Annotated in this window: 13 protein-coding genes; 1 reads left to right on the plus strand and 12 read right to left on the minus strand. The window is 45.7% G+C overall.

The window, feature by feature from the left end; all coding sequences use genetic code 11:
- Positions 1–18 precede the first annotated feature (18 nt).
- The 8 genes from ACESLK_RS01335 to ACESLK_RS01370 all read right to left on the minus strand — a co-directional run bounded on the left by ACESLK_RS01335 (position 19) and on the right by ACESLK_RS01370 (position 10427).
- The gene (locus tag ACESLK_RS01335) at positions 19–519 is read right to left on the minus strand and encodes a VOC family protein (protein ID WP_372661026.1); all 501 of its coding nucleotides are present in this window, start codon (positions 517–519) and stop codon (positions 19–21) included.
- A gap of 140 nt (positions 520–659) precedes the next feature.
- A complete protein-coding gene (locus tag ACESLK_RS01340; protein WP_372661029.1) occupies positions 660–824 on the minus strand; it encodes a VOC family protein in 165 nt (54 codons plus the stop codon).
- A 374-nt stretch (positions 825–1198) separates the two neighbouring features.
- Positions 1199–2800, minus strand: coding sequence for a response regulator (locus tag ACESLK_RS01345; RefSeq protein ID WP_372661032.1), 1602 nt, complete (start codon positions 2798–2800; stop codon positions 1199–1201).
- Positions 2782–4536, minus strand: coding sequence for a sensor histidine kinase (locus tag ACESLK_RS01350; protein WP_372661035.1), 1755 nt, complete (start codon positions 4534–4536; stop codon positions 2782–2784). The genes ACESLK_RS01345 and ACESLK_RS01350 overlap by 19 nt, the downstream gene beginning before the upstream one ends.
- 86 nt (positions 4537–4622) lie before the next feature.
- On the minus strand, positions 4623–5456 hold the full coding sequence (locus tag ACESLK_RS01355) for a carbohydrate ABC transporter permease (protein WP_372661038.1): 834 nt from the start codon (positions 5454–5456) through the stop codon (positions 4623–4625).
- A gap of 6 nt (positions 5457–5462) precedes the next feature.
- A complete protein-coding gene (locus tag ACESLK_RS01360) occupies positions 5463–6359 on the minus strand; it encodes a carbohydrate ABC transporter permease (RefSeq protein ID WP_372661041.1) in 897 nt (298 codons plus the stop codon).
- Between the two features lie 71 nt (positions 6360–6430).
- A complete protein-coding gene (locus tag ACESLK_RS01365; RefSeq protein WP_372661044.1) occupies positions 6431–7774 on the minus strand; it encodes an extracellular solute-binding protein in 1344 nt (447 codons plus the stop codon).
- 574 nt (positions 7775–8348) lie between these two features.
- On the minus strand, positions 8349–10427 hold the full coding sequence (locus tag ACESLK_RS01370; protein ID WP_372661047.1) for a beta-galactosidase: 2079 nt from the start codon (positions 10425–10427) through the stop codon (positions 8349–8351).
- 162 nt (positions 10428–10589) lie between these two features.
- On the opposite strand from ACESLK_RS01370, the gene ACESLK_RS01375 reads away from it, so the two are divergent.
- Positions 10590–11423, plus strand: coding sequence for a helix-turn-helix transcriptional regulator (locus ACESLK_RS01375; protein ID WP_372661050.1), 834 nt, complete (start codon positions 10590–10592; stop codon positions 11421–11423).
- 72 nt (positions 11424–11495) lie between these two features.
- Here ACESLK_RS01375 and ACESLK_RS01380 read toward each other — a convergent pair whose 3' ends face one another.
- The 4 genes from ACESLK_RS01380 to ACESLK_RS01395 all read right to left on the minus strand — a co-directional run bounded on the left by ACESLK_RS01380 (position 11496) and on the right by ACESLK_RS01395 (position 14795).
- Positions 11496–12362, minus strand: coding sequence for an aldo/keto reductase (locus tag ACESLK_RS01380; protein WP_372661053.1), 867 nt, complete (start codon positions 12360–12362; stop codon positions 11496–11498).
- A gap of 206 nt (positions 12363–12568) precedes the next feature.
- A complete protein-coding gene (locus tag ACESLK_RS01385; RefSeq protein WP_372661055.1) occupies positions 12569–13432 on the minus strand; it encodes an SDR family oxidoreductase in 864 nt (287 codons plus the stop codon).
- Positions 13433–13527: 95 nt separating this feature from the next.
- On the minus strand, positions 13528–13938 hold the full coding sequence (locus tag ACESLK_RS01390; protein WP_372661058.1) for an Rrf2 family transcriptional regulator: 411 nt from the start codon (positions 13936–13938) through the stop codon (positions 13528–13530).
- An 80-nt stretch (positions 13939–14018) separates the two neighbouring features.
- The gene (locus ACESLK_RS01395) at positions 14019–14795 is read right to left on the minus strand and encodes a DUF817 domain-containing protein (RefSeq protein WP_372661061.1); all 777 of its coding nucleotides are present in this window, start codon (positions 14793–14795) and stop codon (positions 14019–14021) included.
- Positions 14796–15060: the final 265 nt, after the last annotated feature.

The following is a 15060-nucleotide window of genomic DNA, read 5'->3' on the forward strand; positions in this document are numbered from 1 at the left end:
TGAACAAATACGTTCTAATCATATTGAGCATGCCATTAAAACATTCCCATCAGGATCTTTAAACCAGATAACCTCATCGTCCTTATGCTCAATAACGATGTTTAATTTATGTAGGAATTGATATGTTTCTTCTATATTCGGTGCATCCAAACTAAAGAGAGGTTGGGTTGTAGGTTCTACTTTATCTACACGGCGTAAAAATATATTTGAACACTGACTCTCCCCCAAACCGAAAATATGAATATCGGTTCGGTCTGTATCAGGAATCGGTAAACCGAGTACTTTGCAGTACCAATCGATTGATTTCTTCACATCAGTGACATAGACAAAAACAGCAGGAACAATCGGTTTTATCGGTGTTCCAATATCCTGTTTCACCATCTCAGAAGCCTCCTTATATGTTTTAATACTACCATCTATCACTTTTAATGCATTTGGAACTACATGGGGTTTATACCCCTCTGATACTTTCAAGTCGAGTTGATTTTGCTCGTTTTGTTTTCTAGCATTCTCGGCCAAGTATATTACTCCCCCAATCACAGTTCTTATTAACATTATACAGAATTTCTCAAGAGTCTTTATGTCTTTTTTTATCAACTTTTTGTTGGAATATGTTTCACATAACTGCCCGTTAGGTTAATGATCATGTGATTCAAATGCTACTCGTTCGGCTGCCAAACTTTTAGCTTGTTGCCATCCGGGTCATAAAAATCAAATTCTCTGAACCAGCTATGTATAATTATTTCTCCGACACGTATGCCGTTAGAGCGGACATGCTCATAAAGTCCAGCAATATCGGAAGTTCGAAAACAGACAACAGGCATTTCATAGCTTTCCCCACTATCCAGCCATTGGTTTGTCCGAAAAGTTAGAACTTGCTCGTCTAATCGTTCACGCAGGAAAACTTCTTGCTTACCCGCAAGTAAATAATCCCCCCCCGTTCTCTAACCCAAGGTGCTCTATGTACCACTGTTCAGACTGTTTTCTGTTGGAAACTGGGATGTAAACACCATCAATTCTAATATCATTGTCCGAAAACAGAGATAACCACTATTATCGAATGGCGAGCGGGCTATTCTGCACCACTTCCAGCCAGCGGCCGGCGATGTGAACGGGTCATCTCGGATTATAACTCCTTTATCTGGTACAGATAAAGGTGCAGGTTCCGCAAAAAACCAGCCGGATGAATCAGGCTGTCTCACTTTTGTGAAGCTCTCTTGTATTCTTGAATGGAGACCCCCGTCACTTTCTTAAAGCGGTGGCTGAAGTAATAAGGATCCTTGATTCCTACCTTCTCCGCAATCTGATAAGCTTTCCAATCCGTTTCATTCATAAGTGTAACGGCCTCATCAATACGAAGTTTAAGCAAATAATCGGTGAAACCCTGCCCCGTTTCCTGTTTGAAAATCCTGCTTAAGTAGCTCGAATTAAGATGGAACCTTTGCGAAACAGACGTGAGCGAAACTTCGGGGTTACGGAATTCTTGCATAAGATAAGCAAGCACTTCATCAATGATCCTACTCGTTTTTTTGTTTCTAGTACCCTTAATATAATCCGCGGCTTCCTCAGCCAATTCGGACAACAGAAGTCTTAATTCACTAAATGTTTGGCATCCGAACATTCGATTATATAGAGCACCGTTTAACAAGTCCGTACGCAGCTGGAAGAAGCCCAATTCCGACATAGCGAGTATAAGCAATGAAAGGAAATGGACACCAAGCGAGTATGCTTGTTCTATCGTCGCTCCGCGGGTAGAGGCTAAAGAAAGAAAGAGCTTATCGATGGAGTGAACGGCTTGTTCCTTTATTCCCGTTTTAATGAAAAAAATAATCTCTTCCATCTCGGTCAATTTCAAATCCAAGGCAGTATCGACAAGCCGAATGTCCTCTCCAAACGAAATGACCTGGCTCCCGCCGTATAATTTTCCATATCGTAGAGCTTCCAGTGCCTCTTTGTAGCTGTCTTTCACTCGATCGAGCTTGTCGTAAACGCTTCCAACTCCTACAGTCGTATGACAGCCGATTCTATCCTTGGTGGCACGAATGGCCTGTTCCCCGATCAACTCCAATTCACGCGCTGTACCCCAGCTTACGATCACAACCCGTCCGCTATTGTCATGAAACACATTAACCCCCTCACGCTCATGTACAAGGAATTCCACAACCCGCTTACAGCCCATACTGAGGATTAGATTTTTCTCCTCTTCTCCGTTAGGTTCGTTATGAACATCCAGCACTGCAACGGAACAGCTCGTATGAAACGGCTCTCCAAAAAAGTATTCGAATCTCCGATTCAGTTGATCAAGATTAGAGGTACCTACTAACAAATCTAATAAAAATTTTTCTTTAAGCTCAAGAGTATTTTCCAGCAGCTCTGTCTTGATTTTACGATACTCGTTCCAATGGGCCGTCTCCTTCTCAATCGCTTCTTTCAAGGCATAAGCCAATTTTCTGAGTACATCTGGTTGAATGGGCTTTAACAAGAAATCATGGACACCGATTCTGACGCTTTGCTTGGCATACTCGAACTCCGGATAGGCGGTTATAATCACAACCTTAATGAACGGATCTTTTTCTCTCGCAAGCCTCGCCAATTCCAACCCGTCCATGTATGGCATATTAATATCCGTAAAGACTATGTTTGGCTTTAAAGCATCTATCAAATCCAGCGCTTCATTCCCGTTAGCCGCCTCGCCAATAAATTCAATCCCAAGGGAATTCCAATCCAAGAGAATTTGAAGGAGCTTTCTTGTATTGACTTCATCATCTACGACAATTGCTGTTATCCTTCCTTTTTCCACTCAAAATCCTCCATGTAGGGTATTTCGATTTTGATTAACGTTCCGTTTCCTGGTGAACTGCAAATCGAATAGGACATGCCATCCCCGTAAAAAAGCTTAAGTCTCGTTATCGTTCCCCGCAACCCGAAGCTTGCAGCATTATGAAAGAGCTGCTCCTCTTCCATGAATTCCAGCTTTTCTTCGGAGATGCCTATACCATCATCCTCAATGGACAAGATGACCGATTTACCTGAAGAGAATGCCGAGATTGTAATCGTTCCGGGCTGACCCATAGGCCGGATTCCATGGTAAAGGGCATTCTCAACAAGCGGTTGAATGGACAGCTTGGGAACAGGATAGGTTTCCAAAGCATCATTTAATTCATAATTTACATTGAACATGCCAGGGTATCTCATATGCTGAATCGTCAAATAGTTCTTCGCGATTTCAAATTCCTCTTTAAGCGAAATAATTTCATTTCCTTTGCTTAAACTAAATCGGTAATATTGGGCCAACGCTGTAATAAGACGATAGGTTTCTTCCCTTTCGCCTGCCAAAGCCAAGTACCCTGCAGACTCTAAGGCATTGTACAGAAAATGCGGTTTGATTTGCTGATGCAATATATCAAGCTCCAGTTTTCGCCGAAGCGTTTGCTCCTCTTTCACACGCTCCAACGATTGTTCAATTGTTGCAATCATTCGGTTATATCTATCTTGAAGCTGCCGGATTTCACTCGATTTTGGTTGTAATAAGACTTGTTGGTAATCGCCTATCTCTGCTTTTTTCATCGATCTTAATAAACTTAATATGGGGTAAATAATGGACCTGGTTATCCAAATGAATCCTATAAATATAAAAACAAAATTAAAGGCGACGATTGGGATTAAAACCCGATTAAAAGCCTTGTAGGGATTCGTCCATTCGCTCATGGAGAGTGCGGTTGCATAGCGCCAACCACCGGCCTCCATCTTATCGAAAATGTATCTTTTTCCGGCTATGGTTTTGATGAAGGTACCTGAAGTATGAGATTGAAACTCTACCGATTCCGCAAACTGCTGAAGCTCCGGAGTTTCGAATGGGATCAACAGAGTGTCGTCATCCCGATCTACCATGAGATCCGTTTTCTTGCCGTCAATGGAATGCTCGTTGAGACTTTTTATTTTTGATATAGGAACGTTAATCATAACCACGCCTATTTGTTTGGCTGTATTCAAATCGTTTACCGTACGAATTAAAGTAAGATATTGTTCCCCATTCACCTGGGTATTCAGGATTCCGCCTGCATTGATTTTCCACATCCGACCGCCATTTTTTTGTACCGCGTCTTGATACCAAGAAGCGGTTTTGATACTTGCAGCATGAATTCCTAGCTGCTGAAGTTCCAAGGAATAATATAAATCGTCGTTGCGGAACAAATATACGGAGGCTACATTCGACTCTGCAAGGAAAATCTCGTTTAATACTTTTTGAATCCTATTATTCGAATAAACATATTCATCATTTGATAAGTCCGACTTTAAGATTTCCTGAATATCGCTGCTTGCAATCACCCTTTGGGAATATTTTGAGATACTCTCAAACAGAGAATTCAAATTGGACTGAATTGCGTATAAGCTTTGTTCGGAGACTTCCGCAATCTTATCATCAACAAGACTACGGTTGAACTTTTGATACAAGACGCCGCTGATAAGCAAAGAGATCGTGAGTAGTAGAATATAGTAGGACATCATTTGTGTTCTTATCTTGGTGAATTTCACCGCTGAAACCACCTTCTGTCCGATTGGAAGTCTACCTGCTCTTATACCAGAGGTTCCCCATTTATTATAGCATGATCACCGCGGTACTAGCCCTTAATCGCTCCTGCGACGATACTCTTTTGCACCTGCTTGCTTAATAACACATACATGAGAATTGTGGGAATCGTTGCGATTACCATGCCGGCATTGATCGGACCGTGCTCGGTCATGTGCAGTCCTCGAAGTGAATTGATGGCCACGGTTATCGTCATCAAACTCGATTTGTTGATAAAGATAGTCGCGAACATCAATTCGTTCCATGCAGCAAGGAAAGTAAAGATCGACACCGAGACGAGCGCTGGATTGATTAAGGGCAGCATGATCCTAAAAAAGACTTGGTATATATTACAACCGTCAACGACGCTGGCTTCTTCCAATTCCCGGGGGAGGCTTGAAAAAAATCCTGCCATGATGAACATGGCGCTCGGAATGGCGGTCACCGTATAAGGTATAATCAGCGCCCATGGCGTATTCAGCAGATGAGTTTGCTTTAAAATGAGAAACACAGGCAACAATGTTGCATGTACTGGAATCATCAACCCTGACATAAAAAAGGCGAGTACGATTTTGCTAAGCTTCCATCTCATCCGGGTGACAGCGTAAGATACCATTGCGGCTAACAATCCCGAAGCGATTACCGTTATCCCGGTATAAAATAAACTATTCAAGAAGTTCCTTCCCAGCGCACCGCTCGTAAAAACGTATTCATAATTTGAAAACATCCATTTAGCCGGCAGTCCCATCACATTGCTTCCGGTTATTTCGATATTTGATTTGAATGAATTCAATACCAACCAGAGAAGTGGATAAAATTGAATGATCGCAAAGGCGACTAGAAACAGCTGGAGGACGGGTCTTTTCCAATTCCATTTATGTGTCATGATGACTTACCTTCCTCCCTCTTCCCGCGTCCTGAACAATCGTTGCAGCACATAATAAAAAACAAGACATTCTACTACCATAAAGACAGCCATAACGCTGCCATATCCAAACATGTTTCTCTTAAAGATGGTAGAGTACATGAGAGTGCTAGGAACGTCTGTTACCGGTAATGAATTCCCGTTTGTCATAATATAGGTCAAGTCGAAAAATTTAAGGGACCCAATTACGGCAAAAACGACACAAACCTTAATGATCGGGGTTATTAACGGAATGACAATAGAAAATAGGGTGTGCCAAATGGATGCTCCATCTATTTTAACGGCGTCAAAAATCTCCTCTGATATCCCTTTTATAGCTGCATACATCAGAAGCATGTAATAACCAACCCACTGCCAAACTGCCGGCAGCATAATGCTTGATAACGCCGTTTTTTCGTCCGTCAGCCAATCACGTTCCCATGCGCCCAGTCCCAAGCTCTCCAAGATCGCATTCAAAAGTCCGTAGTTCGGATTTAGAATGGACAAGAACATAAGTCCGATTACAGCTGAAGAAATCGTGACGGGGATAAAGAATAAAGTCCGATAAAATTTCTCCCCCTTGATTCCCCTGCCAAGAATGAAAGCCAAAATGAATGCGAAGGGGATCTGCAGACAGACCGACAAAATAGCCAAATAAAACGTATTCCAAACAGAGTGAAAAAATTGCAAGTCATAAGTATCGTTAATAAGAAGATCCTTATACAACGCAAATCCCACGAATTTCCCATTGCCGATTCCGTCCCAATCCAACATGCTGTAATAAACGGATTGGATAATCGGAATAAAACCTACAAATATGAACAATAGTAGTGCAGGCAGTACGAAGACGACAATCGCTTTCTTATTGCCAAATACTTGTTGCATGGTCCCCTATCCTCCTAATAGAACTGGCGGAAGTTTTCATTGCGCCAGTTCGTTCGTATCCGTATTATCTACTATTTACCAGGATTAATCTTGCTCTGCAGTTCTTGGTTAAATTCCTCCGGGGATATTTTTCCTGCACTAAACTTTATCAGTGAACCGAACATAGACTCCGTATCGTTACCGGACAACATCTGATCCCACCAGTAAGAGAAGCCGGTTGCATTAGCAGAAAGTTGGCCAATCTTAATCGCTAACGGATCAACCTTGGAGGTGTCGCCTAGATCGCCTTTCCATGCCGAGGACCCGGAACCCGCAATAAATACTTCTTTGGCCATCGTTTCCATAAAATACTTGTAGACTTCCCACACGCGATCCTTATTTTCTACATTGGCATTAATAAAGAAGGTTGCGCCGGAACCGCCATGCCATTCATCGGCGTTGCCTTTCCCTCCTGGAAGCGTCGGGAATTTCACGACGTCGACCTTACCTTTAACCAGAGAGTCCGGTGCATTGATCTGTCCGTTCACCCAAGCTCCCATGTACAACATGGCGGCTTTGCCGGTTAAAAACATATTGATCGACTCGTCATAGGAAGTCCCTAATGGATTATCCCCGAATGCCTCGGAGTCAAACAGTTCCTTGTATTTGCGGCTGGCTTCCTGGAATTCCGGAATGTTGAAAGATCCCGTCTTATTTAAGGCAGCATTGACGGCAGCTGTTCCCCCCATCCGGATGTCCAATATGGAGTTCCAGAACATAGCCGGCCACCTGTCTTTACCCCCAAGTGCGATAGGCGTAATGTTCTTGTCCTTTAGAATGTTAATGTCAGCCATTAGGTCATCCCAAGTGGCAGGAATTTTAGCGCCTGCGGCTTGGAACAGTTCCGTGTTGATATAAAGGTTAGCCGTATCGATATTGGTAGGAAGACCGTGAAGCTTATTGTCAAAGGTGAAGTTGTCCGTAGTTCCTGGAACCAGCTTGTCGATTGTTCCGTCTTTCACAAGATCATCTAATGGCAAAATCCTGTTCGCAGCGACAAATGGCTCAGCAAACCCTCCTCCCCAGGAAAAGAAAATATCGGGCAATTCATCTGCGGCTGAAGCCGTTTTTACCTTGGTTTTATATGCTTCTCCGCCGATACCCGTATGATCGATTTCTACATTGGGGAACTTGGCCTTCGTCGCTTCCAACGCTTTGTAAAAGCCGATAAATCCTCCGTCCTTGGAGTTAGGGTCGGAAAACTGCGACCACATCGTGATCTTGATTTTCTCATCAGCAGCAGGACTTTGGGTAGCCGCTGGCGATTGGGAAACTGCTGGGTTTTGGTTTTCGGTTTTCGTACTGCCGCATGCGGCAAGCGTCGCCGTTAGGACAACAGCCAAACTCAAACTTGCCACCTTATTGAACAACTTCATTTCTTTGCCTCCCTGTTCTTTAGTTAACCGCTTACATTTATAATCATACGCTTTTCTTAGCTGTCGAAAAATGTAATCGCTTTACTAAAAGATAGAATCTTTTTACTTCAACAAGGCGATGCATTCGCTAATTCACATCCCCGTTTCAAACCTTTCTTAGGGCTACCCTACTTCGATGTTAGTTTTATTTCTACCTCTAATTGCTTCAAAAAACGGTTAAAAGAGCAATTAGCGGCAAAAGTACCTGTATTACGATCTATATAAGCCGATTCAGGTTGCTGGCATTGAATTAGAAGTAGATTTTCCGCTATATCTCCAAATACAGAAAAATGCAATAAGATTAGTGGCAGATATACATCTAAGTAAATTACATTTTCCGAAAGCTCTGTTTCTTATGTAGAGTACGAGTAATCACCGACACAATCATTCTAGCTCGTTCGTAGAATCATCCTAATAACGCGCTAATCGGTTTGCTATACGATTATCCCCGCACTTATCATAAAACTCAAAGACCCCGCATTTATACGGGGTCTTTGAGCTTGAGAAAATCAATGTATAGCTAATTATGCACTTATCAGTTTAGCACCAGCACACCGTACGGCTCCAGCTCCACGTCTCCCTCCAGGGAGTTGCCGCTCAATAAATCGACCGACTTACGCTGCAACTGCAGCGTTACCGCATGTCCCGAATAGTTGAGCGCGAATATAAAGGCTTCGCCAGTAGCCGGATGGCGTCGGACAGCCAGCTCTACCTCGGCGGGTGCGCGAACGACGTCGTCTGCCGTCTTCCGCAAACCAAGCTCTGGCAATAGCTTGCGTACGACCGCTTCATTGTAGGCGGCTCCGTAATAGTAAACGCGCCCTTTACCCAGCTCGTTAACGGTCAAGGCAGGCTTCCCGGCGTAATAGTCGGAAGCATATTCGGCGATCACCTTCACGCTGCTCGCCTCGACCCGCAAAATATCGTTAAAGCCATCGGCGGTGAGGGCAGCGGCTGCTAACGTTTCATCTCCGCCTTCTTCGTCAACAAAGCGCAGCGCCGGCGCCACTGCGGTCCCATTGAGGATCGTGAAATCCTCGACCGTAATTCCGCACAGGAAAGCGGCGAGGCCCGGCAACGGCATCATTCGGCAATGCCCATGCTCATTCTTGTATCCGGTGCGGGCTCCGAACAATACGATGCCGCCGGCCTCAACATAGGAGCGGAGCAACGTTGCTGCGGCCTCCGTCATAATGGCCGGATGAGGATACACCAGCACTTGATAACGCTGCAACTCGTCAAGCGGCGTCTGACCCGTTAAAGTTAACGTATCAGCGGCAATATGTTCCCGCTGCAATGTTTTGAACCAGGCGTTCGTGCTTCGTCCGACAAGCGGGCCGTACCAGACATCGAGCTCCCCGTCCCATCTGTTGTCATAATCATCAACGATGGCGATGCTCGCTTCGTATCGGCTTTGCGCCAGTCTTCCGCCAACCCGTTGCAGCTCTTGGCCGATGCGTGCGGCCTCGAGCACTCTACGGTTCGGCTGGTTATGATAATCGTTGATGCCGTGCCAATAAATTTCAGTGCCGACTGTGGCCGTGCGCCAGCGGAAATAAAGCAGCATGTCCGCGCCATGGGTGATCGATTGATACGTCCATAACCGCATTTGGCCGGGCTTCGGCGAAGGCATCGCAAACCGGTTGGCCCATCCTCCCGGTCCGGATTGCTGCTCCATGATGCAAAAATTCGGAGATATCGAGCGTACCCCGCTCAAATACAAACTCGACATGCGGTCCAGCATCGGTTCGGGACCCGCATCCGGATGAATCGATGAGAACTGCGGATACGAGTCATAAGAGTAGAAATCCAGAAGCTCCTCCGTGAGCCGGTGATTGTCGAGATGTCCGAACATTCCGTTGGTCGTAACCCAGTGCTTCGATCCTACGACCTCCCGAAGAATATCAGCCTGGATGCGGGCGAATTCGATTGCGCTGTGAGAGATGAACCGCTTCTCGTCCAGTGCCTGGTGCGGATTCGGGGAGTTTGAAGGCGTCGGCCTCGGAAGAAACACCTGCTTCCATGCCGTGTAAGTTTGGCTCCAGAAGACGGTTCCCCACGCCTGATTGAGAGCGTCGAGGGAGCCGTATTTGCGCTGCAGCCATTCACGGAATGCTGTGTGGTCGGCGTCTGAATAAAACACGTGCATCTCGCAGTTCAGCTCGTTGTCGATTTGCCAGCCGACAACCGCCGGATGGTCCTTGAAATGCTCAGCCATTTTCCTAGTGATCCGTGCGCAAAGCTGCTTGTAGACGGGGCTGTTGTAATTGTAATGCCGCCTCATGCCGTGTCGGTAAGTGATACCTTCCATAGAGACGTTCAGTACTTCCGGATATCGATGTGTCAGCCAAGCCGGAGGCGTAGCCGTAGGTGTACCCAGAATGACTTTGAGACCATGGCGGTGAGCGGAGTCAAGCGCCCTTTCGAACAAATCGAACCGAAAAACGCCTTCCTCCGGCTCCATGATCGCCCAACCGAATTCGGCTACGCGGATGATGGAGAAGCCGAGCTCCCGCATGCGGCGGTAATCATCCTCCCACAACGTCTCCTTCCAATGCTCTGGATAGTAGCAAACTCCAAGCTGGACAACCTCTTCTTTTAACGACTTTGCCATTTTGCATCCTCCTGATATGGTTCAGTGATAAATTATTGCGAATATATTTCTCTCTTTCTTTTATTTTATCTGAAATTGATATAGAGTAAATAATGGGATCTTGCGAATGATATCAATATATTGCGAATGTGATAAATGAATTTCAAATCGAGGTGAGGCATCGTGAGGGAACATATTTATTTACCGCAGCCCAGCTATTTGCATTATGTCTGCTATCCGGAATCATGCGGCCGTTATTATCTTGATCCCGAGCACCGCGAACGGAGACCGGCCGGGATGTTAAATGAATACAATCTGCATATCATCGTATCGGGCAAAGGATATGTGATGGCCGAAGGAGAACGGCAGGAATTGCCGGCTGGCTCGGGTTTTCTGTACGGACCCGGCGAGAGCCAGGATTATGGGACAGATCCGGAGGATCCTTGGGATGTACGCTGGGTGCATTTTGCATGGAATGGGATCGAGCCGCTGTTGGAAGGTAAAGGTCGGGGTGAGGTTTGGCTGTTTACGCTTGCGCAGCAGCGCATTCGCGTAGAGCAGGCGTTGGAGAGGTTAACCCGGTTATCCGGGGCATTTGAGAGTGCGAACGAGCCGGCCATATCAGCGTCGCTGTACGAGGTGCTTGCCGCACTCTTGTATAATGCCGGACGCCATCGCCGGCTGGCGAGGAGCGGTACCCGCGAGAAGATGTTCGAAGTCGCCGACTATATTCGCGCCAACTGTGCAAAGAATTTGAATTTGACGTCAATTGCCGACAAAGCCGGTTATAGTCCGTACCATTTTACCCGTATTTTTCGAGATGCTGTAGGAAAGTCACCGACGCACTACTTAACGGAATGCCGCATCTTGCTGGCCAAGAACTTTCTGGTATCTACTCCGCTCGCCATTAAGCAAATCGCGTATGAGTCGGGATTTAGCCAAAGCAGCTATTTTATCAGCCTGTTTCATCGGATGACCGGATTAACGCCCCAGCAATTCCGTGATTTGTACGGGTAAGACTTGCCTTATCAAGCTCAAGGATAGGACAAGAACCTAGCTCTACGATTACGGCGAATCGTCAGATTATCCTTAAACCGCATTAGACAGCGTTTTGAAGTCCTTGTCGCTAAGCTCAATTCCGGCCGCACCGATGTTCTCATCCAGATGAGCAACTGTCGATGTTCCGGGGATAGGCAGCATGACCGGCGAACGCTTTAGCAACCAAGCAAGTGCTAGTTGGGACGGTTTTGCGCCATGCTGCTTTGACATCGCATCAAGAGGGCCGCCTTCCTTGGCCAATGCGCCTGTTGCCAACGGGAACCAAGGTATAAATGCAATATTGTTTGCTTCGGCGTAATCAAGAACCGGCTCTGCGTCGCGTTTAGCACGATTGTACATATTTTGCACAGAAACGATTTTTACGATTTCACTCGCGGCTTTCAATTCGTACACGCTTACTTCACTTAGTCCGATATGCCGGATCTTGCCTTCTTGTTGTAAAAGCAACAGTGCACCAAGCTGCTCGGCGAGTGGAACTTTAGGGTCGATGCGGTGCAATTGTAATAAGTCAATCCGTTCTAGTCCGAGGTGGCGAAGATTAAGTTCAACCTGTTGGCGTAAGTACTCAGGACGGCCAACCGGAATCCAATCATTAGGTCCGGGTCGCGTAAGGCCTACTTTCGCGGCTATGATAACACCGTCGGCATATGGGTGAAGAGCCTTTTTGATGAGATGATCGGTAACGAATGGGCCATATGCATCAGCCGTGTCGATGAAATTCACACCAAGCTCCACAGCGCGACGGAGAACTCTTACGGCTTCATCCGGATCGCGTGGGTCACCCCACACATTCGGCCCGGTTAATTGCATCGCACCATAACCTAGGCGATGAACCGGCAAATCTCCTCCAATGGCAAAGGTACCCGAAGGTGCAGCTGAAACACTTTGATTAGACATACTATTACCTCCCGATTTTTTTTGCGTGTTGTTTATAAATTAGGCACACTCCAATCGTAAACCCTAGAGTGCACTCTAGGTCAAGAGGTGATTCCACAGCAATCGGAAAAAATCTGTCACTCATTACCTTTACCTGCTTTCTATAGTAAAAACCCGACCTCTCTTGCTTGCAGAAAGGTCGGTGCTCATGGAGCTCCACTCGTTGTTTAGGAAATCCCGCTTACAAGTTGACTCAGAGCTTGGTTAATTGGCGTTAACGGCCGGCCGAGCAACTTTTCGAAATCGTTGCTCTCGATTTCCAAGGTACCTTCCCTAATGCCTTGCTGGATTCCTACAATAATCGGAATGACGAAGTCCGGTACACCCACACTTTTCATGATGTCTGCATAGGCGGCATCGTCCACCTGGTGCACAGGAACTTCCTTACCTAAAACAGTGCCGAGCGCTGACGCCAGTTCTTCCTGTGTCAGCAGTTTGCCGGATAATTCGTAGGTTGTATTCTCATGTCCGTTCCCTGCCAGAACGGCTGCAGCCGCTTCCGCATATTCCTGCTGCAGGGCCCAGCCCACCTTGCCGGATTCCGCAGACGTCACCCAAGGGGCTCCTGCCAGCACACCTTGAATACTCGAGATCTCGTTCTCCAGGTACCAGTTATTGCGCAGGAACGAGTAAGGAATACCGGTTTTCAGAATGGCTTTTTCCGCGGCTTGGTGCGGTGGAGCAAGTAACAGCTTGGTTTCACTTGCATTCGCCACACTCGTATAGGCGATGAAGCCAACTTTTGCACGCGCAGCCGCTTCTACCGCATTCGTATGCTGACGGATTCTGGTTTCAGTGTCTCCGTCCGCGGAAATGATCAATAACCGGTCAATACCTGCAAAGGCCGCATCCAAGGTTTCCGGAAGGTCAAAGTCTCCTTGCCTGACGTCTACTCCTAGAGCGCGAAGACCTTCCGCTTTCTCAGGATTGCGAACACTTACAGCCAACTGACTCGCCGGTACAGATTTCAATAGCGTCTCTACCACTTTCGTTCCCAGTTTCCCTGTTGCCCCAGTAACTAACATTTTCATTGCCGATTCCTCCATTTTTGGTTGTAGCATATCTTGTTATAACAAATATTGTTACAACAAATGTATAAAATAAGAGCTCTAGAAAGAGCTTTTATTTATTTGAACTTTCCGATCAGTTGGTCTAACGTCGTTTGTGCCAGTCTCTGTTCCAAAACGGATTGAGCGTCTTTTAATTCCGCTTGAAGCACTTGCTCGATATTCCGCCCGACCGGGCAAGCAAAGTTGGGGTCGTGTATGCGAAATAGTTGGTTCTCCTCTGTTGCATTTACAGCCCGATAAACATCAAGGAGTGTAATCTGGCTGGGATCCTTGAGCAAAGAAGCTCCTCCTACCCCTGGACGCACATCCACTAACCCCACCTTCTTCAACATACCCATAATTCTCCGGATAACAACGGGATTTGTATTAACACTGCCCGCGATGAAGTCCCCGGTACAATTCGGACTGAAAGCAATTAGGGAAAGGGTATGCACAGCAATGGAAAAGCGCGTACTGATTTGCTTCAATTGTATCACCACCGTTGTATTCATTATAGTTACAACGGCGTCGTGAGTCAATAGTCGAGACTAAATTAATCTTAATAGGATTATGAATCGATTCTTGTCCGACTAGCTTTAACATATTTAAGTTGGGCAACGATGATGACGCTAATGATTATCAGAAGGAACCATGAGCTGATCTTGCTGAAACTAACCAGTTGCCAGGTTTGGTGCTGATCAGGGTATTTCCAAGCATCAAAAAATGTGGCTATATTTTCTGCTAACCAGATGAAAAAACCTACAATAAAAAAAGCGAGAGTTAAGGGCATTCGATAAGTTATAGTCCGTACCCGATAGATGATCCATGTTTTCCAGAAGATAATAAACACAAGCGCCGTCAACCACCAACGAAAATCGGGAATAAAATGATGTGTGAAAAAGTTGAAATAGATTGCTCCTCCTAGCAGCACCGAAGACCTAATCCCAGGCCAGCCGGTCATGTCCATCCGCAGTCTCCGCCACACCTGACACATAAAGCTCGCTACACTTGCATACATAAATCCGCTATAGAGCGGGACACCGAGCAATTTCGTATACCCAGGCTCAGGATATGACCATGATCCCATATATACCTTATATAACTCCAGCAACAATCCAATTAAGTGAAATATACAGATTACCTTGATTTCATCACGTGTCTCTAATCCGCTGCGGTACATGAAGTATTGCACTCCAAGCAGTATAAGTAAAATGGCATCATAACGATGAATGAAAGGTACTGCTATTACGTTAGAGAGAGCTAAAGTTCCAAAGATCGCTACAGGAAATATGCAGCTCATCGTCTGATGATAGCCAAAATGCAGTAGTTGAATGATTGGCTTCAATTATGCTTATCTCCTCCCCAAACCCATTTAATCGTACGATATATCCATTTAAATTCTAGTCATCGAAGAGAAATTATTCTCGTTTAATATTTCTTATTTATGTTACTCCACATAGCCTAGAAAAATCATTCTTTAAATTCTTAGTATCCTATTTATTTTCCTTCAAGAAAAAGTTCGTGAGCTTCACACCACGTTAAACCTTCTCGTTAATTGAGAAGGGGCTGTCCCGTCAGGTCTTTAACAACCTACGGGACAGCCCCTTCAT

The sequence above is a fragment of the Cohnella sp. genome (assembly GCF_041640265.1).
GTDB lineage: Bacteria > Bacillota > Bacilli > Paenibacillales > Paenibacillaceae > Cohnella.